The 24,972-nt window shown below is 70.3% G+C and carries 15 protein-coding genes and 1 pseudogene; 15 read left to right on the top strand and 1 reads right to left on the bottom strand.

Annotation, left to right across the window (positions count from 1 at the left end; translation table 11 throughout):
- Both LJ221_RS07100 and LJ221_RS07095 read left to right on the top strand, forming a co-directional pair.
- Positions 1-2,118 (top strand): cellulase family glycosylhydrolase (locus LJ221_RS07100; protein ID WP_241714735.1); only part of this gene is annotated, 2,118 nt, incomplete at its 5' end.
- A 149-nt stretch (positions 2,119-2,267) separates the two neighbouring features.
- A complete protein-coding gene (locus LJ221_RS07095) occupies positions 2,268-3,269 on the top strand; it encodes a DUF389 domain-containing protein (RefSeq protein ID WP_241714733.1) in 1,002 nt (333 codons plus the stop codon).
- A gap of 99 nt (positions 3,270-3,368) precedes the next feature.
- Here the strand turns inward: LJ221_RS07095 and LJ221_RS07090 are convergent, their stop codons facing one another.
- Entirely contained in the window at positions 3,369-3,929 is a 561-nt protein-coding gene (locus LJ221_RS07090; protein WP_241714731.1) for an MFS transporter, read from the bottom strand.
- A 432-nt stretch (positions 3,930-4,361) separates the two neighbouring features.
- Between LJ221_RS07090 and LJ221_RS07085 the strand changes: the two genes are divergently transcribed.
- From LJ221_RS07085 to LJ221_RS07025, 13 genes and pseudogenes are all read left to right on the top strand, one after another.
- Positions 4,362-5,537, top strand: a complete 1,176-nt coding sequence (locus LJ221_RS07085) for an ATP-binding protein (RefSeq protein ID WP_241714728.1) — start codon at positions 4,362-4,364, stop codon at positions 5,535-5,537.
- A complete protein-coding gene (locus tag LJ221_RS07080) occupies positions 5,537-5,938 on the top strand; it encodes a roadblock/LC7 domain-containing protein (RefSeq protein ID WP_241714726.1) in 402 nt (133 codons plus the stop codon). The genes LJ221_RS07085 and LJ221_RS07080 overlap by 1 nt, the downstream gene beginning before the upstream one ends.
- The gene (locus LJ221_RS07075; RefSeq protein ID WP_241714724.1) at positions 5,935-6,309 is read left to right on the top strand and encodes a DUF742 domain-containing protein; all 375 of its coding nucleotides are present in this window, start codon (positions 5,935-5,937) and stop codon (positions 6,307-6,309) included. The genes LJ221_RS07080 and LJ221_RS07075 overlap by 4 nt, the downstream gene beginning before the upstream one ends.
- Positions 6,284-6,880, top strand: a complete 597-nt coding sequence (locus LJ221_RS07070; protein WP_241714723.1) for an ATP/GTP-binding protein — start codon at positions 6,284-6,286, stop codon at positions 6,878-6,880. The genes LJ221_RS07075 and LJ221_RS07070 overlap by 26 nt, the downstream gene beginning before the upstream one ends.
- A gap of 9 nt (positions 6,881-6,889) precedes the next feature.
- The gene (locus LJ221_RS07065; RefSeq protein ID WP_241714722.1) at positions 6,890-8,257 is read left to right on the top strand and encodes a cytochrome P450; all 1,368 of its coding nucleotides are present in this window, start codon (positions 6,890-6,892) and stop codon (positions 8,255-8,257) included.
- A gap of 105 nt (positions 8,258-8,362) precedes the next feature.
- Positions 8,363-9,613, top strand: coding sequence for a cytochrome P450 (locus tag LJ221_RS07060; RefSeq protein ID WP_241714721.1), 1,251 nt, complete (start codon positions 8,363-8,365; stop codon positions 9,611-9,613).
- A 19-nt stretch (positions 9,614-9,632) separates the two neighbouring features.
- Complete coding sequence (locus LJ221_RS07055; protein WP_241714737.1) at positions 9,633-10,394, top strand: enoyl-CoA hydratase/isomerase family protein; 762 nt, start codon at positions 9,633-9,635, stop codon at positions 10,392-10,394.
- A gap of 438 nt (positions 10,395-10,832) precedes the next feature.
- On the top strand, positions 10,833-11,960 hold the full coding sequence (locus LJ221_RS07050) for an SDR family oxidoreductase (RefSeq protein ID WP_241714720.1): 1,128 nt from the start codon (positions 10,833-10,835) through the stop codon (positions 11,958-11,960).
- A 106-nt stretch (positions 11,961-12,066) separates the two neighbouring features.
- Positions 12,067-19,485 (top strand): type I polyketide synthase, encoded by a 7,419-nt coding sequence (locus tag LJ221_RS07045; RefSeq protein WP_241714719.1) that lies wholly within the window; start codon positions 12,067-12,069, stop codon positions 19,483-19,485.
- Positions 19,486-19,539: 54 nt separating this feature from the next.
- Positions 19,540-20,184 (top strand): annotated as a pseudogene (locus LJ221_RS07040) (transposase).
- Between the two features lie 71 nt (positions 20,185-20,255).
- Positions 20,256-20,552 carry a hypothetical protein gene (locus tag LJ221_RS07035; protein ID WP_241714718.1) on the top strand — a complete coding sequence of 99 codons (297 nt, stop codon included), beginning with the start codon at positions 20,256-20,258 and terminating at the stop codon, positions 20,550-20,552.
- Between the two features lie 363 nt (positions 20,553-20,915).
- The gene (locus LJ221_RS07030) at positions 20,916-23,084 is read left to right on the top strand and encodes an ATP-dependent endonuclease (protein WP_241714717.1); all 2,169 of its coding nucleotides are present in this window, start codon (positions 20,916-20,918) and stop codon (positions 23,082-23,084) included.
- Positions 23,081-24,895: a UvrD-helicase domain-containing protein gene (locus LJ221_RS07025; protein ID WP_241714716.1), complete on the top strand. Its 1,815-nt coding sequence runs from the start codon at positions 23,081-23,083 to the stop codon at positions 24,893-24,895. Before LJ221_RS07030 ends, LJ221_RS07025 begins: the two co-directional genes overlap by 4 nt.
- Positions 24,896-24,972: the final 77 nt, after the last annotated feature.

Here is a 24,972-nt window from a genome sequence, read left to right as displayed (position 1 = left end):
GTGATCGTCACCGGCCGGAGCGGGCAGACGGTGACCGAGGCCGCCGAACGGCTGGGCGGCGACGCCTTCGGCATGGTGGCGGACAACGCCGACCCGGCCGTCACCGCCGCCGCGTCCGGCGGCGACCCCGAAACGGCCGCCGTGGCGGCCGTCCCCCAGGAGGACTGGCTGCACACCGAGGGCAACCAGATCGTCGACGAGGCCGGCAAACCCGTCTGGCTGACGGGCACCAACTGGTTCGGCTTCAACACCTCCGAGCGTGTGTTCCACGGACTGTGGACCGCCAACATCGAGACCGTCACCCGGCAGATGGCCGAGCGCGGCATCAACATCGTCCGGGTGCCCGTCTCCACCCAGCTGCTGCTCGAGTGGAGGGCGGGGGACCTGCCGCCGGCCATGGGAATCAACCTCTCCGCCAACCCCGAACTCGAGGGCATGACGACCCTGGAGATCTTCGACTACTGGCTCGATCTGTGCGAACAGTACGGGCTCAAGGTCATGCTGGACGCCCACAGCCCGGAGGCGGACAACACCGGGCACATCTACCCGGTCTGGTGGAAGGGCTCCATCACACCCGAGCTGTTCTACCAGTCGTGGGAGTGGGCCGCCGAGCGGTACAAGGACAACGACACCGTCGTCGCGATGGACATCGAGAACGAGCCGCACGGCCAGTTCGACGACTCCCCGCGCGCCAAGTGGGACGGCAGCGAGGACGTCGACAACTTCAAGCACGCCTGCGAGACGGCAGGCCGGCGCATCCTGGACATCAACCCCAAGGTGCTCATCCTGTGCGAGGGGATCGAGACCTACCCCAAGGACGGGAAGAGCTGGGACTCCGAGGACCCCAAGGCCTTCCACAACAACTGGTGGGGCGGCAACCTGCGCGGCGTGCGCGACCACCCGGTGGACCTCGGCGAGCACCAGGACCAGCTCCTCTACTCCCCGCACGACTACGGCCCGCTGGTCCACCTGCAGCCGTGGTTCGAGGGGGAGTGGAACCGGGAGACGCTCGAAGCGGACGTGTGGGACCCCAACTGGCTCTACCTGCACAAGGAGAACACCTCCCCGCTGCTCATCGGCGAGTGGGGCGGCTTCCTGGACGGCGGGCCCAACCAGAAGTGGATGACGGCGCTCCGGGCCCTGATCACCGAGGAACGGCTGCACCACACCTTCTGGGTCCTCAACCCGAACTCGGGTGACACCGGGGGGCTGCTGAACAGCGACTGGATCACATGGGACGAGGAGAAGTACGGCTTCCTGAAGCCGGCCCTGTGGCAGCAGGACGGCAAGTTCGTCAGCCTCGACCACCAGGTGCCCCTGGGCGGTATGGACAGCACCACCGGCATCAGCCTGGCCGAGGCGTCCGGCGAGCAGCCCGGACCCGACACCGAGGCGCCCACGGCGCCCGGCGGCCTCGCCGCGGAGGCGACGGCCTCCCGGGTCTCCCTGAGCTGGCGGCCGGCCACCGACAACGTACGGGTCGTCGACTACAGCGTGCACCGCGACGGCGTCGAGGTGGCGAGCGGGGTGCGGGGCACCTCCTTCACCGACCGCGGCCTCGACGCCGAGACCGAGTACGTCTACACGGTGCGGGCCCGCGACGCCGCGGGCAACGTGTCGGCGGCGTCCGTCCCGCTGACCGTCACCACCGGGGCGCCCGGCGTGCCCAGCGGTGACCTGACGGTCCTGCACCGCAACAGCGACGACCCCCGGGACAACGCGATACGGCCGCACCTGAAGGTCGTCAACAGCGGCGGCCCGCAGGTCGACCTGGCCGATGTCGTGGTGCGCTACTGGTTCACCCGGGACGGCGGCTCCTCCGTGGGCGCGTGGTGCGACTGGGCCGTCGTGGGATGCTCCAACCTGGAGCTGCGCGTGGTCGAACTCGACACCCCCGTGGACGGGGCGGACGCCTACCTCGAGGTCGGCTTCACCGGAGGCGGCCTCGCCCCCGGCGCGGACACCGGGGACATCCAGGTCCGGATGAGCAAGGCCGACTGGTCGGCGTTCGACGAGACGGACGACCACAGCCACGCCGCCTCCGCCTCCTACGCCGAGGCGCCGGCGATCACCGCCTCCCTCGCCGGGGACGCCGCGTGGGGCACCGAGCCGCACTGACCGGCGCCGTGCGCGGTACCGGGTGACGCCGAGCCGCCCGCCGGCGCCCCGCCCCCGCCTCTCCCAGCGGGGGCGGGGCGCCGGAGCGAACGCGCGTCCACCCGTGTCCCGCCGCCCGCGGGAGCGTCCGCCGTGCTTGCTTTGAGGGTGTGATCAGTGGAATCCGCGCCCGTGTCCTGCCCGCCTCCCAGCGCCGCTCGATGGACGAGCTGGCCCAGGCCCTGGATCTGTCCGTCGGGGACGCCGCCTCCAAACGCTCGGCCTTCTGGACCATGCTGACGCTGTCCTCGGTGATCGCGGGCGGCGGAGTGCTCACGGACTCGGCGGCGACCGTGATCGGGGCGATGATCATCGCCCCCCTGTCCACGCCGATCATGGGCATCGCCCTGGGGTCGGTGCGGCGCCGCCGCACCGGATCGGTCAGGGTCGTCGTCCTGGCGGGCCTGCTGGTGGTCGTGCTCGGGATGGCCATGTCGGCGCCCCTGCCCGGCGACTACGACCTGCTGTCCAACAGCCAGATCTCCTCGCGCACCTCACCGGGCCTGATGGACCTGGTCGCCGCCCTGGCCACCGGCTTCGCCGGCGCGGTGGCCCAGGCCCGCCGGGATGTCGGCGCCGTGCTGCCCGGCGTGGCGATCGCCATCTCCCTCGTCCCGCCCCTGACGGTGGTGGGGGTGTGCCTGGGGCACCTGTCCGGATGGCTCGCGCTGGGCGCGCTGGTGCTGTTCGTCTCCAACCTCTTCGCCCTGGTCTTCGGCGGGATGGTGGTCTTCGCCTCGCTCGGCTACGGCACGGAGACGGGCCGGGCCTCCGGGCGTCCGGCCCCCCGCGCGTACGCGGCCATGGCCCTGCTGTTCACCCTCGTGGTCGTGCCGCTGACGGCCAACACCGCCCTCACGTTCCTGCTCGACACCTGGACGGGCCGGACCAAGGACGCGGCGCGGCAGTGGCTCGCCGACGAGCCCGGCGCGTCCGTCACGAAAGTCGACGCGGTCTCCCGCACGATGCACGTCCACGTCCGTGTGCCCGGGGAGCTCCCGCCGGTGCGGTCCCTGCTCGACCGGCTGGAGGGACGGATCCCCGACGGCGTCCCCGTCGTGGTGGACGCCTCGCGCGGCAGGCGTATCGACGCCGGGGTGGTCGGCGACTGAGCAGCGCCCACAGGAGGCCATGATTCCGTGGCGGCTGGTTCCCTCAGGCATGTGCTTGCTCGTCCCTTCCGTGGGTCGATGGCGCCCGGACTCCGCGGTTCAGCAGCGCGCCCGCGACGCCGGCCACAGCGCCGCGATCCCCTGGGTTCTCGCGTACAGCACGCCGCCGAGCGCGGGACCCACGACGTAGCCCAGGTTGCGCACCGTCTGCACCGCCCGGTTCATCCGGCCGAGGTCCGCTCTCCGGGGGGCCAGGGACGGCACGAGCACCATCACGGCCGACCACAGCAGCGAACCGAGGAAGCCCAGGGCGAAGGCGGCCAGCGTGTAGCCGGCGAAGCCGTCGTGCAGCCCCGCGGCCACGATGACCAGGCTCTCGGCCGTGAAGACCGCGACGATCAGGGCCCGTACGCCGATCCGGGTCAGCAGCGGCGGAGCGCAGGGGCTCGCGGCCACGCCTCCGGTCAGCCCGCTCGCCAGCAGCGCCGACATCACCGCCGGTGAGGGATCCTCGGTCAGGGTGAGGGCGAAGGTGACCTGCGCCATCTCGTCGCCGAAGCTTCCGAGCAACAGCGCGGCACAGCCCAGAAGAGCGGTGAGTCCGCCCGGCGCGGCGGTGCCGGTCGCCGGGCCCGGACGCGGGGTGTGGTCGCTGCTCAACAGATCTCCTGTGAATTCCGTCTGAAAAGTGATGATGACGGCCGAGTCGCACTCGGCATCGCCCGGCATCGCGGCCCCGCCCTCACCGGGCGGACGGAGAAGCAAAACGCCCAAAAGGTAAGTGGTAGGTGAATATGCCCGTGATGGCGAAATGGCCCGACTCCTCAAAAACGGCAGTAGGACGTGCGGTGCTAAGATCGACGCGCTTGCTCGCCAGTACCCGGCTCGCCGGTACCCGGGCCGCCAAGTGCACCGTGGGGGTGGGTTCCTGACCGTGCGGAACGGCCGGCTCCGCAGCGGCTACGCTTGGCCGGGTTGAGCACGTAGCGGGCGCGGCGGGGGGATCGCGGCGTGCCGGTGCGCTTCTGCGTTTCCTGCGATACAAGCGAAACGCAGCCTTAATCATGACCCCTCGTTAAACAGAGAGAGCTCATGGCACATTACTTCACGGACCCGGTATTCTGGGGTCTGGCTGCTGTGGCGCTTGTCGTCACAGTCGTATTCTTCCTGAGTAGGCGGCGCGCCCGGCAGTTGGCCAGCGATTTAACGCTGAAGAAGAACCGCGTCGGAGAACTGGAGAAGGATCTGGCGGAAACCCGGAAAAGGCTGGCCAGGGCCGAGGACAGCGCCGAGGAGGCCGCCAGGGAGGTCAGGGATATCACCGACGGGAAGATCTCCGCGGTCCTCAAGTCCGCCATGCAGACCCTCCGTCTCCTCGCCGGCGAGCAGCAGCTCATACTGGACCGGCTGGAGCAGGAGTACGGCGGCCACAAGATCCTCCAGTCGCTGCTGGAGGTGGACCGTGCCAACGCCCAGTTCGCCCGGCGCGCACTGGGCATCACGATCCTGTGCGGCGGGTTCCCCGGGCGGCGCAGGGAGCCCGCGTCGGTCCATGACGTGATCCGCAGTGCCCAGGGCCAGATCGGCCCCTTCGACCGGGTGCAGATCCGCTCCCAGACCAACTTCGCCATCGTCCCCGCCGCGGTGGACGGTGTCGCTCTGGCCGTCGCCGAGCTGCTCGCCAACGCCGCGAGCTACTCGCGCCCCGAGAGCACGATCGAGGTGAACCTCCAGCCCGTCCACCAGGGGCTGTGCGTCGTCATCGACGACGCCGGCCCGGGTCTGAGCCCGGAGAGGAAGCAGAAGGCCGCGGAACTCTTCTCGGGCGAGCACCGGCCCGGTCTGTCCGAACTCGGCAACCCTCCGCAGTTCGGGTTCCCCGTGGTGGCCGAACTGGCGCGTCGTTTCGGCTTCGCCGTGGACGTCAGCACCACTTCTCCCTTTGGCGGTGCGCGGGCCATCCTGCGCCTTCCCGAGGGGCTCCTGACGACGGAGTACACCGAGCGGAGGAGTACACCAGCCATGGACGCCACCCCGCGGAACGCCCCGGCCGCGCAGCAGCTCTCCGGCGACCGCACCGCCAACGGCCTGCCCAAGAGGGGCGAGCGCAAGGCCCCCATCACCCTCGTGCACACCGCCTCCCCGGAGACCGACAGGCAGCCCGGGCAGAACGTGGAGTCCGCCGCCGCCAGGATGGCGGCGCTGCAGAGGGGTACGCGGACAGGCCGACAGCTCCCCGTGACGAATCAGGAAGGACAGGACTCTTGATGCAGGAAGACCTGTCATGGATGCTCACGAACATCCTGAAGGTGCCCGGCGCGCGGCACGCGCTGCTCGTCTCGGCCGATGGTCTCAAGCGAGGCATGACCGAGGCCCTTCACCCCGATCTGGCCGACAGGACGGCCGCGGCGATGAGTGCCCTGCAGTCGATCAGCCGTTCCACGGCGGGCTTCGTGGGCTCCGAGGGGGATTCGCGGTGGCGTCAGACGGTGGTCGAGTTCGACCACGGATGGCTGTTCCTCGTGGCGGCCGGCAGCGGGGCGTACCTGGCCGTCTCGGCCTCGACGGACGTCGACATGGAGGGGATCACCTTCCGTATGCACCAGCTCGTGCAGAGCCTCGGCGGAGAGATGACCACCCCGGCTCGCGAGATGGCTGATGAGACGTGAGCACTGAAGACCCGGCCTTCGAGGCGACCGGAAGATTAGTACGTCCCTACGTCATCACGGGCGGCCGTGAGATCCCCTCGGAACGGGAGTTCTCGGTGACGACGCTGATCATGGCCGCCGATGACGCGACCGACAGGTGGGTGGTCTCCCCGGAGAGCCGCAGCGTCCTGGAACTGTGCGTGGGCGGCTACCTCTCGGTCATCGAGATCGCCGGGCACCTCGGCCTCCCTCTGGGGATCGTGCGCGGGCTGCTCGCCGAACTGGCCGAAAACGGAATGATCCTGACCCGTGCTCCGGTGCCGAGCGCCGAGCGCGTCCCCAGACAACTTCTCGAGGATGTACTGCATGGCCTCCGTGCTCGATTCGCCTGACCGTGGGCCGGTCCACCTGGGCCGGTCCGTCCGGACGACGGTGAAGATCCTGGTCGTCGGTCACTTCGGCGTGGGCAAGACCACCTTCGTCGGCAGCATCTCCGAGATCGAGCCGCTGCGCACCGAGGAGCTGATCACGCAGGCCAGCACCGGCGTGGACGACCTGGCCGGCACGCCGGACAAGACGACGACCACGGTCGCCCTGGACTTCGGCCGCCTCACCCTCAGCGACGAGCTGGTCCTGTACCTGTTCGGGACCCCCGGGCAGCAGCGCTTCCAGCAACTGTGGGAGGACCTCTCGATCGGCGCCCTGGGCGCGCTGCTGCTGGTCGACCCGGAGCGGCTGGGCGAGTCCTTCCCCGTCCTGGATCTCGTGGAGCAGTACGGGCTCCCGTGCGCGGTCGGGGTGAACCAGTTCGACGGATCCCCCTCCTACGCCGTCGGCGAGATCCGTGAGGCGCTCAACCTGCCCGACGACGTGCCCGTGGTCTCCTGCGATGTCCGGGACCAGGCATCCTCGGCCAACACCCTCATCACTTTCGTGGAGTATCTCCTCTCCCGCACCGACTAGGAGCCCCCCGTGCAGCACCGACCGGACTACCGGCAGCCCCCGCCCGGCTGCCCCGCCCATGGCAGAGTCCCCCTGTACACAACCGAGTTCGGGAGTGACCCCGACAGCTACTACGACCACCTGAGGCAGTCCGGGGCCAGCGCGCCCGTGGAGGTGGCGCCCGGCGTCGAAGCCGAACTGGTGACGAGCTACGCGGCCGCGCTGCACATCCTGCAGCACCCGGACACGTTCGTCCGGGACGCCCGCCGCTGGCGTGCCCTCAACGAGGGCCGCGTACCGGCCGACAGCCCGGCCCTGCCCATGATGGGCTACCGGCCCAACGCCCTGTTCTCCGACGGGGCCGACCACGCGCGGCTGCGGCAGGTGGCGACGGACGGCCTGGACACCGTCGACCCCCACCAGCTGGGGCGCCACGTGGAACAGGTCGCCGACTACCTCATCGACCAGATCAGCGGCCGCGGCCGCAGGGCCGACCTCGTCACCGACTACGCCCAGCAGCTGCCCCTGCTGGTCTTCAGTGAACTCTTCGGGTGCCCGCCCGACATCGGCGACGACATCGTCTTCGGCGTCTCCGGCATCTTCGAGGGCGGATCCGACGCCGAGCAGGCCAACCAGATCCTCGGACAGGCCCTGCACCGGCTCGTCACCCTCAAGCGGCGGTCACCGGGCAACGACGTGACCTCCCGGATGCTCAAGCACCCCGCGGGTCTCAACGACGACGAGATGGTCAACCAGCTCGTCACGCTGCTGTCGGGCGGCACCGCACCGCTGACCTCCCTCATCAGCACGGGCATCGCCCTGATGCTCGGCGACGACCGGTACACGGGCAGCCAGGTGCTGGTCGAGGACGCCGTCAACGAGGTGCTGTGGAAGTACGCCCCCATAGCCAACTACGCCGTGCACTACCCCGTACAGGACGTGGAACTCGACGGCAGGGTCCTGCGGGCCGACGACCCGGTGGTGATCAGCTTCGCGGCCGCCAACACCGACCCCGCCGTGACCGAGAGCCGCTACGCCCTCAGGGGGCGGGCCTACCTCGCCTTCGGTGCGGGCCCTCACGTCTGCCCGGCCAAGGACCCCGCCAACCTGATCGGGACCAGGGCGATCGAGAGGATCCTCACCCGTCTGCCCGACATCTCCCTGGGCATCGACTTCGACCGCCTGACCTGGCAGCCGACCCCGTGGAGCAGAACACTCACCACCCTGCCCGTCCACTTCACCCCCGCCCCGCCGTCGGCCCGGCAGTCCCAGGACCGTCCGCAGCAGGCTCCGGCGTCGGCCGGGGAGCCCGCTCACCACGCCGCGCCTCCCGTGTCGCAGTCCCATGCGAAGGCCACGCGGTGGAGTTCCTTCCTCAAGTGGCTCACCGGAGCGTGATCTACATAACAGCATGTGACGTGGGGGTATTCGCATAGTCATTCTGTCCCACGGGTAGAGACGGCAGGTTGTTCGAACTGCCTCTGTCTTGAAGGAGTGTCCCGCGTGGGACCCGCGATAGCCCCCTCCGCCGACCGGCGTTCCGTCGCAGCCCGTATATCCCGCCTGCGGACCGCAGCGGGTCAGAAGAACCCCTACCCCCACTACGCGGAACTCCGGGCGATGGGGGACATCGTCCCGGCCCCGTGGGGAGGGCATCTGATCACCTCCTTCGGTCTGGCCGACCGGGTCCTGCGCAGCAAGGACTGGCACGTCCCCGACGCCCGGTGGCGTGCCAGTCAGGGAGAGGCGACGCGGTGGAGCGCGGCGTCCTCCCGGGAGATGAGCAAGACCCTGCCCGCGCTCAACCCGCCCGACCACACGCGGGTACGCCGGGTGACCAGCAGCAGGCTCGACCGCAGATCACTGGAGGAGCTGCGGCGCCCGGTCGCCGACATCACCCACGGTCTCCTCGACCGGTTCGCCGAACACCTCACGGGTGGAGAGGCGGACTTCGTGCCCCTGGTCGCCGAGGAACTGCCCGTCATCACCATCGGCCGGTGGCTCGGTCTGCCGGCCGCCGACCACCCGCTGCTGCGCGACCTCACCCACGACCAGGTCTTCGCCCAGGAACTCCTCCCCTCCGCCAGCCAGCTCGCGCTGTCCGACGCGGCGACGGCGCAGCTGCGCGGCTACTTCACCTCCCTGGTCCGCGAGCGGCGCTCCAGCCCCGGCCCCGATCCGGTCTCGGCCTGGATCCGGGCCTGGGACGAGATCGAGCCCGACCGGGAGGCCGCCGACGAAGCCGTCTACCACACCACCCTGTTCGTCCTCCTGGCCGCACTCGAGACGACCTCCACCCTGCTGGCCACCACGGTCCAGCTCCTCCTGGAGCACCCGGAGCAGTGGGAATGGCTGCGCGGGCACCCCGAACAGGTCCCCGCGGCGGTCGAGGAGGCGCTGCGGTACGACGCACCCACCCACGTCGCCAGCCGCATCGCGCGCAAGGACCTCACCCTCGCCGGCGTCGACATCCGCGAGGACCAGATGGTGCACCTCATGATCGGCGCCGCCAACCATGACCCCGCCCACTGCCCCGACCCCGACACCTTCGACATCCGCCGCAAAGCGGCCCACCTGAGTTTCAGCGGGGGCATCCACTACTGCCTCGGCGCGCCCCTGGCCCGCCTGGAGGCCACGACCCTGCTGACCGCTCTGCTCGAACGTTTCCCCACCCTCGTCCTCGCCCGCGAGCCCCGGTGGGCCCCGCGGGTCGCCTTCCGCCGCATGCTCACCCTGCCCGTCGCCCTGCCATGAGGTGCCCGTGACCGTCCCGATGGACAACCGGTACAAGACACTCCACGTCAGCCAGGACGGACCCGTCCTGCACGTCCGCCTGAACAGCCCTGAGACCGGCAACACCCTCACCGCCGCCGCTCTCGACGAACTCCTCGCCGTCCTCGGCGCGGTCAACGACCGCCCCGAGGTCCGGGTCCTGGTGCTCTCCGGGGCGGGGGAGCACTTCTGCCTGGGCGCCGACCGGGAGGAGTTCGCCGCCTCTCTGAAGGCGGACCCCGCCGGGGGCGGACTCCGTGTGATCGCCGACAGGGCCCGGCGCGTCTGCGAAGCCCTGGACACCACCACCGCGATCACCATCGCCCGGGTCCACGGCAAGGTCGTCGGCGCCGGCCTCGCCCTCACCGTCTTCTGTGACCTGCGGGCCGGGGCGGACACCACCCGGTTCCGGCTCCCCGAGGTCGCCCTGGGCGTGGCACCGGTGTGGGGCGGCGTCCTGCCCCGGCTGCTCAGCGAGGCCGGAACCGCCAGGATTCGCGAACTCCTGCTCACCTGCGCTCCGTTCGGAGCCGAGGAGGCGCAGGAGATGTCCATCCTCCACAAGGCGGTGCCGGCCGGTGAACTCGACGCGGCCGTCGAGGCCTGGGTCAGGCCGCTGCTCCGCCGCCCGCCCGAGGCGCTTCCGCTGGCCAAGGCCGTCCTCGGGGCGTACTCCAGGGGCACCCGGCTCGCGGACGCCGGCCTGCTCGACGCCCAGATACTGTCCGCGGCCTGCGCCGTCTCCGCCTCCCGGCCCGGGTAAGTCGGCCCGTCAGACGTCGCGGGAGAGGCCAGCCAGTGCCATGACCTGATGCGATGGCCGGTCGCGGGGCGCTGACCTGTGCGAATGAGCTTTCGGTTGTTTCACGCTCGTGCCTGTTTATGCGGCCGGAAGTCCCGGGAAAGCCCCCGGGAAAGTCCCAGAGGACTTCCACGGCCGACAGGAGCGCGAAGAGTGCCACCACCTGGCGCGGGATGTCAAGTATGGCTCGGCAGGGAACCAACGTGAAGCCTCCGGTGTCGCAGAACGATCCTGTGGTGAGAACCGTCCTGCCAGGGGCTTTACGTCTGCCCGCCACCAGGCAGGGCCGCCCGGATTTTCCGGATACCAGAGCCTCGTCCGGCTTCGCGCGGATCATTTCGCCGAGAAAAGCCTCACCGCGCTTTTGCTCTTTCGGCCTCCTTCACCCATCCTGAGGCGGTGACCGTTCTGATTACGGGTGCCACTGGTTTTGTGGGCTCACGTATCGCGCATGCGTTGCTGACGACGCGGAACCAGCAGGTTGTCGCACTGGGGCGGGGTGAGCCTTCGGCTTTACGCGACCGTGTCGTGGCGCCGATCCGCCTGCAGGGTGATACGGACAGCGTCGCCCTGCAGCGGCTGCGCTGCGTCTCGGGCGATGTGACGCTGCCGTGGCTGGGGCTGACGCCGGCACTGCACGCCCGGCTGGCAGGGCAGGTCGATGCCGTCTGGCACTGCGCGGGTGACATTGCCCTGGCAGGGGAGCGGGAGCGTCTTTTCCGAGTGAACACGCAGGGCACCGCCCACGTTCTCGCTTTTCTGGACCAGACACGGCCCGCATGCCGACTGGTGCACGTGAGCACCATGGCGGTCGCGGGTAACCGGCCCGCCGGGCTGGTGCTGGAGGACGATCTGACCGACGTCCACGGTTTCGTGACGCACTACGACGCGTCGAAGTACGCGGCGGAGCAACTGGTCCGCCGGTGGGCGGCCCGACGTGCGCGTCCGGCGCTGGTACTGCGCCCCGGCGTGGTGGCCAGCGACCGGCCCCTGCCGGACAGCGCGGCGGAACATCCGCTGGCCCAGCTGGGAAAGATGATCAAGATTCTCGCGGAGGGGGGCGCGCCCGGTATCCCGCCGGAGGCCGAGCGCCCGCGGGGAACCGAGATGCGCCTGCGGATCAACGCGTCGCCCTCCGCCACCTTCAACATCGTGCCGAGCGACTACGCGACCGAGGCGATGGTCCGCATCGGGTGCGACACGCCTCGTGCGGACTCCGGGGTACGCACCTACCACATCGTTCACCCCACGCCCACCCGACTGGCAGACGTGCTCCGTGTCCTGGAGCGGCATCACGCCGGTCTGCGACTGGAGTGCGCGGAGGAGTTCGACGGGGCGAGTGTGCCCGAACTCTTCATCGCCAGGCATTTGACGGGCTTTATCAGTTACTGCCGGCTTCAGCACCGGTACGACCGTACCCACGCGCTGGCCGACACCCCCGGGCTGCCGGAGCCCGCGCCGGTCGACGCACGCTTTCTTCAGCGGGCACTCGGATTCGACGCCTTGCCGGCCTCCCCCCCGGGGTAGCGGTCAGCGGGCCGCCGCCCCCTTCTCCGCCACGCCGGCACGAGCGTTCCGCCGTGCCGGCCGGAACATCCGTACCAGTCAGTTGGGAGCACAGTTGCCCTCGCACATGACCCCGATATCCGATGACGCCGTCGCCGTGGTGGGCACGGCCTGTCGTCTGCCGAGCGGGATCCACCACCTGGACGATCTGTGGGCTGTGCTGGCGGCCGGTGCCGACCTGGTCGGAGAAGTACCTCCGGACCGCTTCCCGACGGCGGACTTCGTGGACACCCATCGGCGTCCCGGTCAGTCGTACACCGCGGCGGGCGGTTTCCTGGACGACGTGGCGGGCTTCGACACCACTTACTTCACGGCGATCTCCCCCAGGGAGGCGGCCCAGATGGATCCCCAGCAGCGGCTGCTGCTGGAGATGGCGGTCGAGGTGCTGGATGACGCGGGCACCGATGCCGCCCGGCTGGAGGGGTCGGACACAGCGGTGTTCGTCGGCTGCTCGAGCCTGGACTACGGTCAGTTGCAGTCGAAGTCACCGGAGTCGGGCAACGCCTACACGGTGTCGGGTACGGCGGGTGCCATCGCCGCCAACCGTCTGTCGCACTACTTCGACTGGCACGGACAGAGTGTCATGGTGGACACCGCCTGCTCCTCCGCGCTGACCGCCGTGCACCAGGCGTGTGAGCACCTGCGCAACGGACATGCCCGTGTCGCGGTGGCCGGGGGCATCAACGTTCTCCTCAACCCCCATCTGTACGCCGGTTTCTGCAACGCCTCCATGCTGTCGCCCACAGGCCGCTGCCGGCCGTTCTCGGCCGAGGCGGACGGGTTCGCCCGTGCGGAGGGCGGTGGCCTCGTACTGCTGAAGCGGTTGGCCGACGCCAGGGCGGACGGAGATCATGTCCACGCTGTGATCCTGTCCAGCGGTACCAACAACGACGGGCGCACCCCCGGCCTCGCGCTGCCCAGCAGCGTCGCGCAGCAGGCGCTGCTGCGTCAGGTGTACGCGCGGGCGGGGCTGGTACCCGACGATGTCGCGTACCTGGAAGCCCATGGCACGGGCACCCGGGCCGGGGATCCGCTTGAGGTGGAGGCCGTCGGCCGGGCGCTCGCGGTCGGTCGCGACCGGGGGCCCCTGCCCATCGGATCGGTCAAGAGCAACCTCGGGCACATGGAGGCCGCCGCCGGCATGGCGGGTCTGTTCAAGGCGATGCTGGTCCTGCGGCACCAGCGGATCCCGGCCACGCTGCATGCCGAACGACTGAACCCGGAGATCGCTTTCGACGATCTCAACGTGCGCCCGGTCGTTCGGCCTGAGCCGCTCGACTCATCCGGGACGGCGGTCGCAGGTGTCAACTCGTTCGGTTTCGGCGGCGCCAACGCCCACGTCGTCATCGCGGCCGCTCCGGCGGCCCCCGCGGACGAGTCGCTGCCCGGGCCGTCACCGGAGGCCGCTCTGCCGGTGGTGGTGTCCGCCAGAACACCGGTGGCCCTGAAGCGGGCCTGCGAACAGATGGCGGAGTACCTGCAGTTCACCGAGGACGGTCTGTACGACATCGCCTACACCGCCACCCTGCGGCGCACGCGCCACGAACACGCCGCCTGTGTCTGGGCCGCGGATCCGTCGCAGGCGGCCGACGCGTTTCTGCGGCTCGCGGGGGGTGAGACGCCCGGGGCGGCGACGACCGCCGTTCGCGCGGCGCCGGGGCGAGTCGCGTTCGTGTTCGACGGCAACGGTTCCCAATGGGCGGGAATGGGCGCGGACCTGATGACGGAGCCCGTCTTCGCCGCCGCCGTCGACGAAGTCGACACCTGCCTGCGCCCGCACCTGAGGTGGTCCGTGGCGGAGAGGCTCGCCGGGGGTTCACCCGACCTGGAGCGCACGGAGGTCGCCCAGCCTCTGCTGTTCGCCGTGCAGGTCGGTGTCGTCCGGCTGCTGGAAGCCGCCGGCATCGAGCCGGACGCTGTCGTCGGGCACAGCGTCGGTGAGATCGCCGCCGCGTACGTGGCCGGCTGTCTCGATCTGGAGGAGGCGTGCCGCGTCGTGGCGGTACGCAGCCGCGCCCAGGCCGCCACCGCCGGCAGCGGGCGCATGGCCGCGGTCGGCCTGGGCGTCGGCGAGGTCACGAAGGAGCTGGCGGCCTTCGAGGGGCGACTGGAGATCGCTGGTGTCAACAGCCCCACCGACGTCACGCTCGCCGGTGACCCTGTCGCGCTGACGGAGCTTGGCGAACAGCTGACGGCGCGCGGGGTGTTCTTCCGGCTCCTGGACCTGGACTATGCCTTCCACTCCCGGCACATGGACCCCGTGCGCGGCGATGTCACCGGGCCGCTGAGCACGCTCCGGCCACGACCGGGCCGACTCGCGTTCGCCTCCACCGTCACGGGGGCCGTGTCGGCGGGCCCGCGCCTCGATGCCGGTTACTGGTGGCGGAACGTACGTGAACCGGTCCTGTTCGCAGACGCCGTCCGGGCTCTGGCGGACCTGGGCTGCACCTCCTTCGTCGAGGTGGGTCCCCACCCCGTCCTGGCCACCTACCTGAAGCGGCTGCTGCCCGCGCGGGCCGGCGCGCACGCCACACTGCGCCGCGACACCGACGGCCCCACCGCCGTGCGACGTGCCGCCGCCGCGGTCATCGCCGCGGGCGTCCGCCCCGGCGCGCGGTGCTTCCCCCGGCCCGGCACAGTGGTGTCCCTGCCCGGATACCCCTGGCAGCGCGAGCGGCACTGGAACGGAGCACCCGACTGGTGGGCCTCGGTGCCTCAGGACAGGACGGTCGTACATCCCCTGCTGGGCCGGCGGGCGGCTGTCGCCGAGCCGACCTGGCACCAGCAGCTCACGCTCGGCAGGCTGCCGTGGCTGACCGATCACCGGCTCGACACGGATGTCGTCATGCCGGCCACCACGTACCTGGAGGCCGCGCTCGCGGCGGGCCGTGCGGGTCTGGGCGCCCGGTGCGAGGTCACCGACCTCACCCTGCTCAAGCCGCTGACCCTGCCGCGCGCCGACGACCCGACGCCCGTCTCCGTGCAGACGTCCCTGTCGGTCGAGGACGGCGTCGTCCTCGTCGCCTCCCGCCGGGACGCCTCCGCGCCCTGGACACCGCACGCACGAGGCCGAGTACGACGGCACACCGAGCCCGAGCCCGCACCGATCACCGCCCCCGGGGGAGGGACGGCGGTCGACGCCGCGGTGTACTACGAGCGCATCGCGCGCGCCGGCCTGCACTACGGGCCCGCCTTCCAGGTCCTGACCGCTCTGCGGGTGTCCGACTCCTGGGTCACCGCCACCTACGAACTCCCCGCCGCGGCCGCGGAAGACGGCCATGGTTTCGAGGCGCACCCGGTGATCAGCGACGGGGCCCTGCACGCGACCGCACCACTCCTCGCCCCGGTCGCGGACGGCCGTGCGTTCCTGCCCGCGGCCGTCGAGAGAGCGCGGGTCTGGCACCAGCCGCCGGCCCGGGGGCGGATCCACGTCAGGCTGCGCCACCTCACCGGTTCGGACGCCGTCGTCGATGTCACCGTCAGTCTGGAGGACGGCACCGTCGCCGCTGAGCTGTCGGGCTGCCGCCTGCGTGCTCTCGGCGCCAAGGACGGGGTGCAGGAGCTGGCCACCGTGCTGCGTCACGCGCCACTGCCCGGCGGATGGCCGGCGGCCCACTCCACCGTTCCGCTGCCGGGACCGGAGACCTTGACGGCGGCGACGGCCGCGGCCCGGGCGGCCTTCGAGGCGGACCAGACGGACGACTACCCGCGCTTCGCCGCCATGGCGAAGACGACGGCGGGGCACTATGCCGCCGCTGCCTTCGCCGCGCTGCTCCCCGGTACCGGCCCGTTCTCCCTGGATGATCTCCTGGACGCGGGCCTGCGACCGAACTACGCCCCCTACGCGCGACTGCTCGCGGGACTGGCGGCCAAGGCCGGGCTGCTCCGGCCCACCTCGGGTGGGGAGCGCTGGGAGTTCACCGGCGTGGCCGCCGCCGCGGAGGCCCAGACGCGCCGGTGGGCGGAGCGTTGCCCCCAGTGGATCACCGCCATCGCCCTGTCCGCCCACTGCGGAACGCATCTGACCGATGTCCTCACCGGCCGGACCGACGCCCGTGAGGTGCTGTTCAACGAGGCCGACCGCCACCTCGCGGAGGCCTTCCACGCCGACACCCCGCAGATGCGCGCGCACGGCCACTATGCCCGTCTCGTCATCGAGGAGGCGCTGGGCACGTGGCCGGCGGGCCGGCCTCTGCGTGTGCTCGAGGTGGGCGCCGGCACCGGCGGTCTCACCGCGGCGCTGCTTCCCGTGCTTCCGCCCCACCTCACGAGCTACACCTTCACCGATGTCACACCGGCCTCCCTTCCTCGCGCGCAGGCCCGGTTCGCCGACCACGACTACCTCGACTACCGCGTGCTGGACCTGGACCGCGACCCGGCGGAGCAGGGTTTCGCGCCCGGGTCGTACGACCTGATCGTGGCCGCGAACGTGCTGCACGCCACCGCCGACCTGCGGGCCACGTGTACACGGCTGGCAGGGCTGCTCGACTCCGGCGGGCAACTGCTGGCGTTGGAGAGTCACGATGAGGAGATCCTCGGCCCCTGCTTCGGGCTGCTGCCGGAGTACTGGTCGTTCACCGACGGCCAGTTGCGCACCAGCCCTCTGCTGCCTCGTGCGGCATGGCCGCCGTTGCTGTCCGACTGCGGCTTCGACGCCGTCGCCGACATCGGCAGCGAGCGACCGGAGACCGCGCGGGACCACTCCTTGCTGGTCGCGCGGCGGAGCGTTGTGCCCCGGGCTCGCCCGATTCCCGCCCCGCCCGCCCCGGAGGAAACTCCGTCCCGCGCCGACGACCCGTGGCTGGTCGTCACCGACACCGCCGGTCAGTCCCTGGCCGAGGCGTTGGCCGACGACCTCCGTGCGGCCGGGGCCCACGTCATCGGCACACGCGTGTCGGACGCCTGGAACCGGGGGATCGGCGACTTCACCGGCCAGGTGCCGTCACGCGTGCTCCTGCTCTTCGGCACCGAGCAGGAGCGATCCGACGCCGATCTCGTCACGGAGGCCGCGGGTGTCGTGAAGGCCGCGGCGGTCGCCCTGGCCGCCGCCGGTCACGCCGACCCCCAACTGTGGCTGGTCACTCCCCCGACGGGCCTGCATCCCGCGCCGGCGGACACCGGGGGCCTGCCCTGGGCCGCCGCGCTGTGGGGCGTCGGCCGGGTCGCGGCCAACGAGCACCCGATCCTGACGGTACGCCGCGTCAGCGTCTCCTCCTCCGGGGATCTGGCGCAGGACGCCGCTCGACTCACCGCGGAACTCCTCGCGCCGGCCCGGTCCGGTGCGCCGGGCGAGGAGGACGAGACCGTGCTGGACGGGCACGGCCGCTTCGTCCCCCGAGTGCGCCCGCTCCCGCCCGCGACCCGACAGGCCCACCGCGACGACACCTACCGGCTGCGGCTGCACCGCCCGGGACGCGGTCACCGGCTGACCTGGACTCCCGCCGAGCCGGAAGAGCCAGGCCCCGGCGAGGTGGTCCTCCGTGTCAAGGCCGCCGCGCTCAACTACCGCGACGTGATGCTCGCGGAGGGCTCGCTTCCTCCCGACGCCGAACCGGCCACCCCCACAGGGCCTCTCCTGGGTCTGGAGTGCGCCGGCATCGTGACTGCCACCGGCCCGGACGTGACCGAGTGGTCGGTGGGCGACCGCCTGTTCGCCCTCGCCCGCGGTGCGCTCGGCTCCCATGCACGGGTGCGGGCCGAGCTGGCCGGCCGCATACCCGATCACATGACCTTCGAACAGGCGGCGACGCTGCCCACGGTCTTCCTCACCGTCCAGCACTCTCTGGAGACCCTCGCCCACCTCCGTGCCGGCGAGACCGTGCTCGTCCATGGCGGCGCCGGCGGCATCGGCCTGGCCGCCCTCGCCTACGCGCGACACGTCGGCGCCCGGGTGATCGCCACCGCCGGCACACCGGCCAAGCGCGACCTGTTGCGCACGCTCGGCGCCGAGGCGGTCTTCAACTCCCGGGACCTCTCCTTCGCGCACCAGGTCCGAGACGCGACCGCGGGCCGGGGCGTGGACGTCGTACTGAACTCGCTGGCCGGCGAGGCCGTCGCCCGCAGCCTGGAGTGCCTGGCGCCCGGGGGCCGGTTCGTCGAGCTGGGCAAACGCGACATCTACGCCAACGCCCCCCTGCTCCTGCGCCCTTTCCGGGACAACCTGGCCTATTACGGCGTCGACCTCACCCGCCTCATCGCCGATGCGCCCGAGGTGGCCGCTGCCGCGTTTCGCACCGTCAGTGAGCGCGTGGCGGCCGGCGTCTACCGGGTCCTGCCCCATCAGAGTCATCCTGCCGGCCGCATCGAGGACGCGTTCAGCGCGCTGCGCCACTCGCGTCACCTGGGCAAGATCGTCATCTCCTTCACCGACAGCATGCCGGTCGTCATCGACCAGCCCGAACCGGCGGTGCGGCTCGACCCCGACGGCACGTATCTGATCACCGGCGGGTTGAGCGGCCTGGGCGCGGCGACGGCCCGCCACCTCGCCGACCGGGGCGCCCGTCATCTGGCACTCCTCTCCCGGCGCGGTCTCCGGGCGCCCGAAGCCGCCGGTCTGGTCGCCGACCTGGAGAAGGCGGGCACGACGGTAGGGGTGTACGGCGCCGACGTCACCGAGCCCGAGGCTGTCGAGGCGGTCCTCGCGGAGGCGGATCAGCTCCGTCGTCCGGTACGCGGCATCGTGCACGCCGCCATGCACCTCGACGACGCGCCCCTGAGCGACCTCACCGCTGAGCGGTTCGCCAACGTCCTGACCCCCAAGGTGCGCGGAGTCTCGGTGCTCCATGACCTCACACGCGACCGCGCGCTCGACTTCTTCGTCGTCTACTCTTCCGTCGCCGCCCTGATCGGTAACCAGCACCAAGCCCCGTACGCGGCCGCCAATCTCTACCTGGAAGCACTCGCGCGACAGCGCCGGGACCACGGCAGGCCGGGTCTGGCCCTGGCGTGGGGCGGCATCTCCGAAACCGGTTACGTCGCACGGACGCAGATGGCCGACACCATCGCCCGCTCCGGCATGGGACTGATCTCTCCGGCCACCGCTCTGGCCGCTTTCGACCGGCATCTGCACCGTGCGTACGGCCAGGCAGTCATCGGTGTCATGGACTGGGACCGGCTCCCCGGCCTGCTCCCCGCGCTGTCCGTGGCCCGCTTCACCGCCCAGCTGGCCCACACGAACCCTCGCGCGTCCCGTGTCCAGGCCGACGACCTGCGCAAGCGCCTGAAGTCCGCCGAGAGCGACCAAGCGCGACTCGACCTGGTCACCGAGATCGTCGTCGACGCGACCGCACGTGTCCTCCAGACCGCCACGGACCGCGTCAGCCCCACCGCGAACCTCGCTGACCTCGGCCTGGACTCGCTCATGGGCGCGGAACTCTCCGTCTCCCTCCAGCAGACCTTCCACTGCGAACTGTCCATGATGGAGCTGATGGCCGCCGCGACCCTCGACGGAATCGCTCACCGCATCCACCGCACACTGCACCGCTAGGGGGTGTTCCAGGCCGGGACCCGGGTCCACGCCTCATGCTGTGATGATCACGGTGTGGGGTGTGGAGGTCCCTCTGACGAGCAGTGGCCGGCGCTGGAGTCGTCGCTGCCCGCGGCGGGGGCGGGGGCTGGCCGAAGGTCGCCGGGTCGGCGGCGGTTGACCGACGGGATCCGGCGCACGGCTGCGGACCGGGGCGCCGTGGCGGGACCTGCCGGCAGGGTACGGGCCCTGGCAGACCGTGTACGGGTTGTTCCGGCGGTGGCAGCGGCAGGGGGCGTGGGCCCGGCTGCTGACGCTGCTGCAGGCCCAGGCCGACGCGGCCGGGCTGATCACCTGGGAGGTGAACGTCGACTCCACCATCTGCCGGGCCCACCAGCACGCGGCCGGTGCCCGGCAAGACGGTGCGGGCCAGAAGGAACACCCGGCGGGTTCCGCGCGGGCCGTGGACGGGCCCGCACCCGCCCGCTGCGGGTGCGCGGGGACAAGGCGTATTCATCCCGCGCGAACCGCGCCTACCTGCGCAGGCGCGGCGGTGGCCGTCCACCCGCCTTCGACCGGCAGGACTACAAGGCCCGCCACGCGGTCGAGTGCGGCATCGGCCGCCTCAAGCAGCACCGGGCGGTGGCCACCCGCTACGACAAGCTCGCGGTCCGGTTCGAGGCGACCGTCCACATCGCAGCGATCCATCAGTGGCTGTGACGCACCGGCCGGCCGCGCGGCCGTGCCATGCCGGCCTCCGGATGCCGAGATCTGCAGGACCGGGAGGGCCCGTGGCCGCCGAACACTACTGCGCGGACAGCGAGAACGGCGACCATATCGACGGCCCGTCCGAGGACGCCTTGTTCATGCTGATCGACGACCTGAACGACACGGACAACACCTTCGTCGTCATCCAGCCCGACCAGGATGACCCTGCCTGGTTCGCCTCCGTCGCCGTGCTGGACGACGGCGGCTACGAGATCGTCCGCCACGACAGCAGGCACCGTGAACATGACGTCAGCGTCGAGACCGGCATCGACCGGATCACGGGCGACCTCATCAGGTGGCTGGCCACCCGCGCTACCTAAAACACGGCCTAGACATGGGCTGGCCTCGGGCCTGATGCGGAGCCCTCTCGTCGCTCCTGGCACAACGCCTTCGCTGAGCGCCGGTCGCGCTGTGAGCCTCGTACGCACCAATCCTCACCCGGTCCGTCGGCCTGTGAGGTTGTGGCCGTATAAGTACCGCACACCGAACATTCGAGAGTGAATCAGATCGATAGACAATCGAAGTTGAGTTAAATCCGATCGTTGTGCATTCAGGGGCCTATGGTGACAAGATGCGGCTCCGGGTCCTGAGGGGTCAATGGCATCTCATGGGGGTTTGGGGCTCCCTTTGCCGCGCGTCCCCCAAGACGTCCAGGGTGTGTACGAGCGAAGCAAGGAGCCGCGATGACCCATACCACTGCACTGCCTGTCATCCCAGGCCCGCGAGACGGCTCCCCCGGGCCGAGGAAGACCGTGGTCTCGGTGCCGCCCCGGCTCACCAAAGCGGTCATCCGCAACTTCCGGCTGCTCCGTAGAACCGAGCTCTCCTTCACCGAAGAGGTGACGTTGTGCGTCGGCCGCAACAACACGGGAAAGACCTCGCTGGCAAAGTTGTTCGAATTCTTCGTGGCGAGGAAGAAGACCGTGCTGCACATCGAGGACTTCTCCGCCGACTGCTACGGGGAGTTCCTCGCCGCCCAACACCTCTACGCCTCGGGCGAGACGGAACAGGCGCGCGACACGGTTCCGGCAGTCACCCTCACCCTCCACATCTCCTACGACAAGGACTGCGGGCAGTACGGACCCTTGGCCCCCTTCGTGGTGGACCTCGACCCCGACTGCTCCGAGGTGGTGATCAGGTTCACCTACGCGTTGGGGGACGGTGCCCTGAAGGACTTCTTCGGTGGTGTACCGGTGAGGGCGGATGTCACGGACACGGACACGCTTGAGCAACTGAGCAGAGGCATCCCGAAGCACTTCGAGATGTCGGTGACGGCGGTCGACCCGACCGATGAGGCGAACGTCCGACCGGTCGGCCTCGCCGACGTGCGCGCTCTGGTGAGGGTGGACTTCGTCGAGGCGCAGCGAGGGCTGGACGACGAGGCCGAGGGCCATACCGCGCCGATCGGGGCGGTCTTCGAGAAACTGCTGAACGCGGCGGAGAAGAGCCGGAACGCGACCTGGCTGGAGGAGCTCGCCACGAGCATCGACAGGACGCTCGGGGAGACCTCCGGCAGCCTCGACAGCAGCCTTCAGAAGGTCCGCGAACGGGTGGCGCCGACGTTGAAGGCCTTCGGCTATCCGGGCCTGGGCAACCAGGAGTTCGTCACGGCCGCCCGGCTGGACTCCAAGAGACTGCTCAGGAACTTCGCGCGTATTCACTACCCGGGAGTGGCCGGCGTGCGGTTCCCGGAGTCGTACAACGGCCTCGGTACGCGGAACCTGGTGATGATCCTGCTCAGGCTCTTCACCTGCTACCGCGACCACACGGCGACATCCCCGGAGTCGGGGATCCATCTCGTCTTCCTGGAGGAACCGGAGGCCCATCTGCATCCGCAGATGCAGGAGGCGTTCATCCAGCGACTCACGTCCTCCGTCAGCCTGTTCCCCCGGATCGACGCGCAGATGAGGACGAGCATGCCCGGGCAGGCGGGACCGGCCGAGGAGAACGGTACCGCGGGCGGCAGCGGCCCCCGGTGGAACGCCCAGTTCGTGGTGACCACCCACTCGGCACACGTGGCCAACCGGGGGCGCTTCTCCGACATCCGGTACTTCCGGAAGGAGGAGGACGCCGTGGAGAGGGGAAGCGAGCCGGGGCCGGCCCGCACCGTCATCAAGGACCTGTCCCGGGTGACCGATGACGAGAGGTTCCTCCGCAAGTACCTGACCCTTACCCGGGCCGACCTCTACTTCGCGGACAAGGCCATCCTCGTCGAGGGCGCCAGCGAGCGTGTCTTCGTTCCGGCGGCGGAGGAGAAGCTGGCGGCGAGGAGGCCCGGAGAGACGCCCCAGCACCAGTACGTGACCGTGATGGAGGTCGGCGGGGCGCATGCCCACCGGTTCTATCCGCTGCTGAGGGCTCTCGGGATCCCGGCCCTGGTCATCACGGACCTCGATCCCATCGACAAGAGCGGGCCCAAGACGGGCAAGTGTCTGGTGTCCGAGGCCGGACACACTCACAACCCGTCCATCAAGGCGTGGTTCCCGGAGACGGAGGGCATCACGGTGGCCGAGCTGCTGCAGCGGGCCGAGACTGGTCCGCCGATCACCGGCGGCAGCATGTGCCTCGCCTACCAGGTGCCGGAGGAGCCCGGCGGTCCGTGCGGCCGCACCTTCGAGGACGCCTTCGCACTGGCCAACCGGTCCCTGTTCGACATCTCCGCAGGTGATGTTCCCGCCGGGGAACTGGAGAAACAGGCCCGTAGCAGCGTGGAGAGCAGGCGCAGCAAGGTCGACTTCGCCCTCGACCACGTCCTCGGAGACCACGACTGGGAGGTCCCGAAGTACATCAGGCGCGGCCTCGAATGGCTCATGGCACAGGACGGGACGGCGACGAAAGCGGACGACGAGTGACGACCGAGGCGGAGGACGTCACGCGCACGATCCTGACGGCCCTCCGGGAAGGCCGTCACTTCAAGGTGGAGGCCGGAGCCGGCGCGGGCAAGACCAGCTCACTGATCGAGGCGCTCCAGAGCATCCTGGCCGACCAGGCCCGTTACCTCCCGTGGCCCCACCAGCGCGTCGCCTGCGTCACCTATACCAACGTGGCCCGCGACGAGATCATCAGCCGTACCGACCGCAGCCCGTACGTGTTCGCCGAGACCATCCACGGCTTCCTGTGGCAGCTGCTCTCCCCTTTCCGTAAGCACCTGCTGCGTCACATCGTCGAGCTGAACATCATGCCGTCGAGGATGGAGGGCCGCACCTCACTGGACGGCTACACCGTCGAGTACAGCACCGGTTTCCAGAAAGTGGACCACGACACCCGCCATGTGCGGCTGGGGCACAATGACCTGCCCGTCCTCGCGAGGGCGTTCTTCGCCCTTCCCAAGTTCCGGGCCCTGGCCGCCGACCGATTCCCGATCGTCTTCGTGGACGAGTACCAGGACACCCCTGCCGGCCTGGCGGAGGCCATGTTGGGAACCCCGGGCGACGAGGCCACCGCGCATGGCCCCCTCTGCGGCTTCTTCGGGGACCACTGGCAGCAGATCTACGAGAACGCGTGCGGGGCGCTCGAGGACGCGCGCCCGGTACCGGTCTTCAGACGGCGCAACCGCCGCTCGCAGCGCGCCGTCGTGAACCTCCTGAACACGATGCGTCCCGAGCTGGCACAGACCACGATGTCTGGAGCGGGCGAGGGTACCGTTGCCGTCTATCACACCAACGAATGGGCCGGGACGAGGCTCACCCACCACCGAAAGGGCCAGCTCGGCTGGGACGCGGCCCACGCGGCCCGGAGGTGGGTACTGGACGACGTCCGCGACCGGTTCTGGAGCACCGGAGCAGCCGGGCACGATGACCGGGCGCGAGCGGAGGAGGCCAGTACGAAAATCCTCATGCTCACGCACGAGACGATCGCCGGTGAACTGGGCTACCAGAAACTCCACGGGGCCTTTCGATACAACGATTCCTACGTGAAGAAGGAGGACCACGCCATGGCCTTCTTCATGGACACGCTGGAACCGGCCCTGCTCCACTACCGGAACAAGCATTACGGCGCGATGTTCGACGCACTCGACCCACGTGGCCGTCCTCCCATCAACTCGCCGGCCGACAAGCAGGAATGGATGGCGTTCCTGGCGAAGTTGGAGGAGACTCGCGAGACGGGCACGGTCGGCGACGTCCTCGATCTCTGCCTTGAACAGCGACTCTTCGACGGCCTGGGGAAGGTGCGGAAGCGTCATCGGGAGGCCGTGTCACCGTCCGATGCGGACTCGCAGGCTGTGAGTGACGACAAGGCCAAGGCACGGGCGGCGGCCCGGTCGAAGGAGTACCAGCAATTGCGCAAGGTGCCGTACGCGGAGTTGCTGGCGTTGAACGAGCACCTCGGTGGTGGTACGCCCTTCGCCACGCAGCATGGGGTCAAGGGCCTGGAATTCACCCGGGTCCTCGCCGTGGTCAGCAAGGGCCACAACCTTTTCCAGATCCCCGAGATGCTGGCCAACTTCTCCCGGCGTGACGAACTGGTGGGCAAGGACCTGGAGGCCTTCGTCAGAGCGCGCAACCTGTTCTACGTCGCGTGCTCACGAGCCAGAGAGCACCTGGCCATTCTCTTCACCACGAGACTCGAGCCCGCCGCACTGGGCACCCTCCGGGAGTGGGTCGGCGAGTCGCGGATCACGTCGCTGCGGTTCGACGGAGACACGGTGGTGGGTGGCGAGTGAGGGAGCAAGGCAGGTCGGACGGGTCCCCGGTCCGGTTCGGACAAAGGAGGCCCTCGGCTGCCGGTCGCCCGGATACG

Source organism: Streptomyces sp. CNQ085 (genome assembly GCF_022614595.1).
Lineage (GTDB): Bacteria > Actinomycetota > Actinomycetes > Streptomycetales > Streptomycetaceae > Streptomyces.
This window is presented reverse-complemented; position numbering and strand designations above follow the sequence as displayed.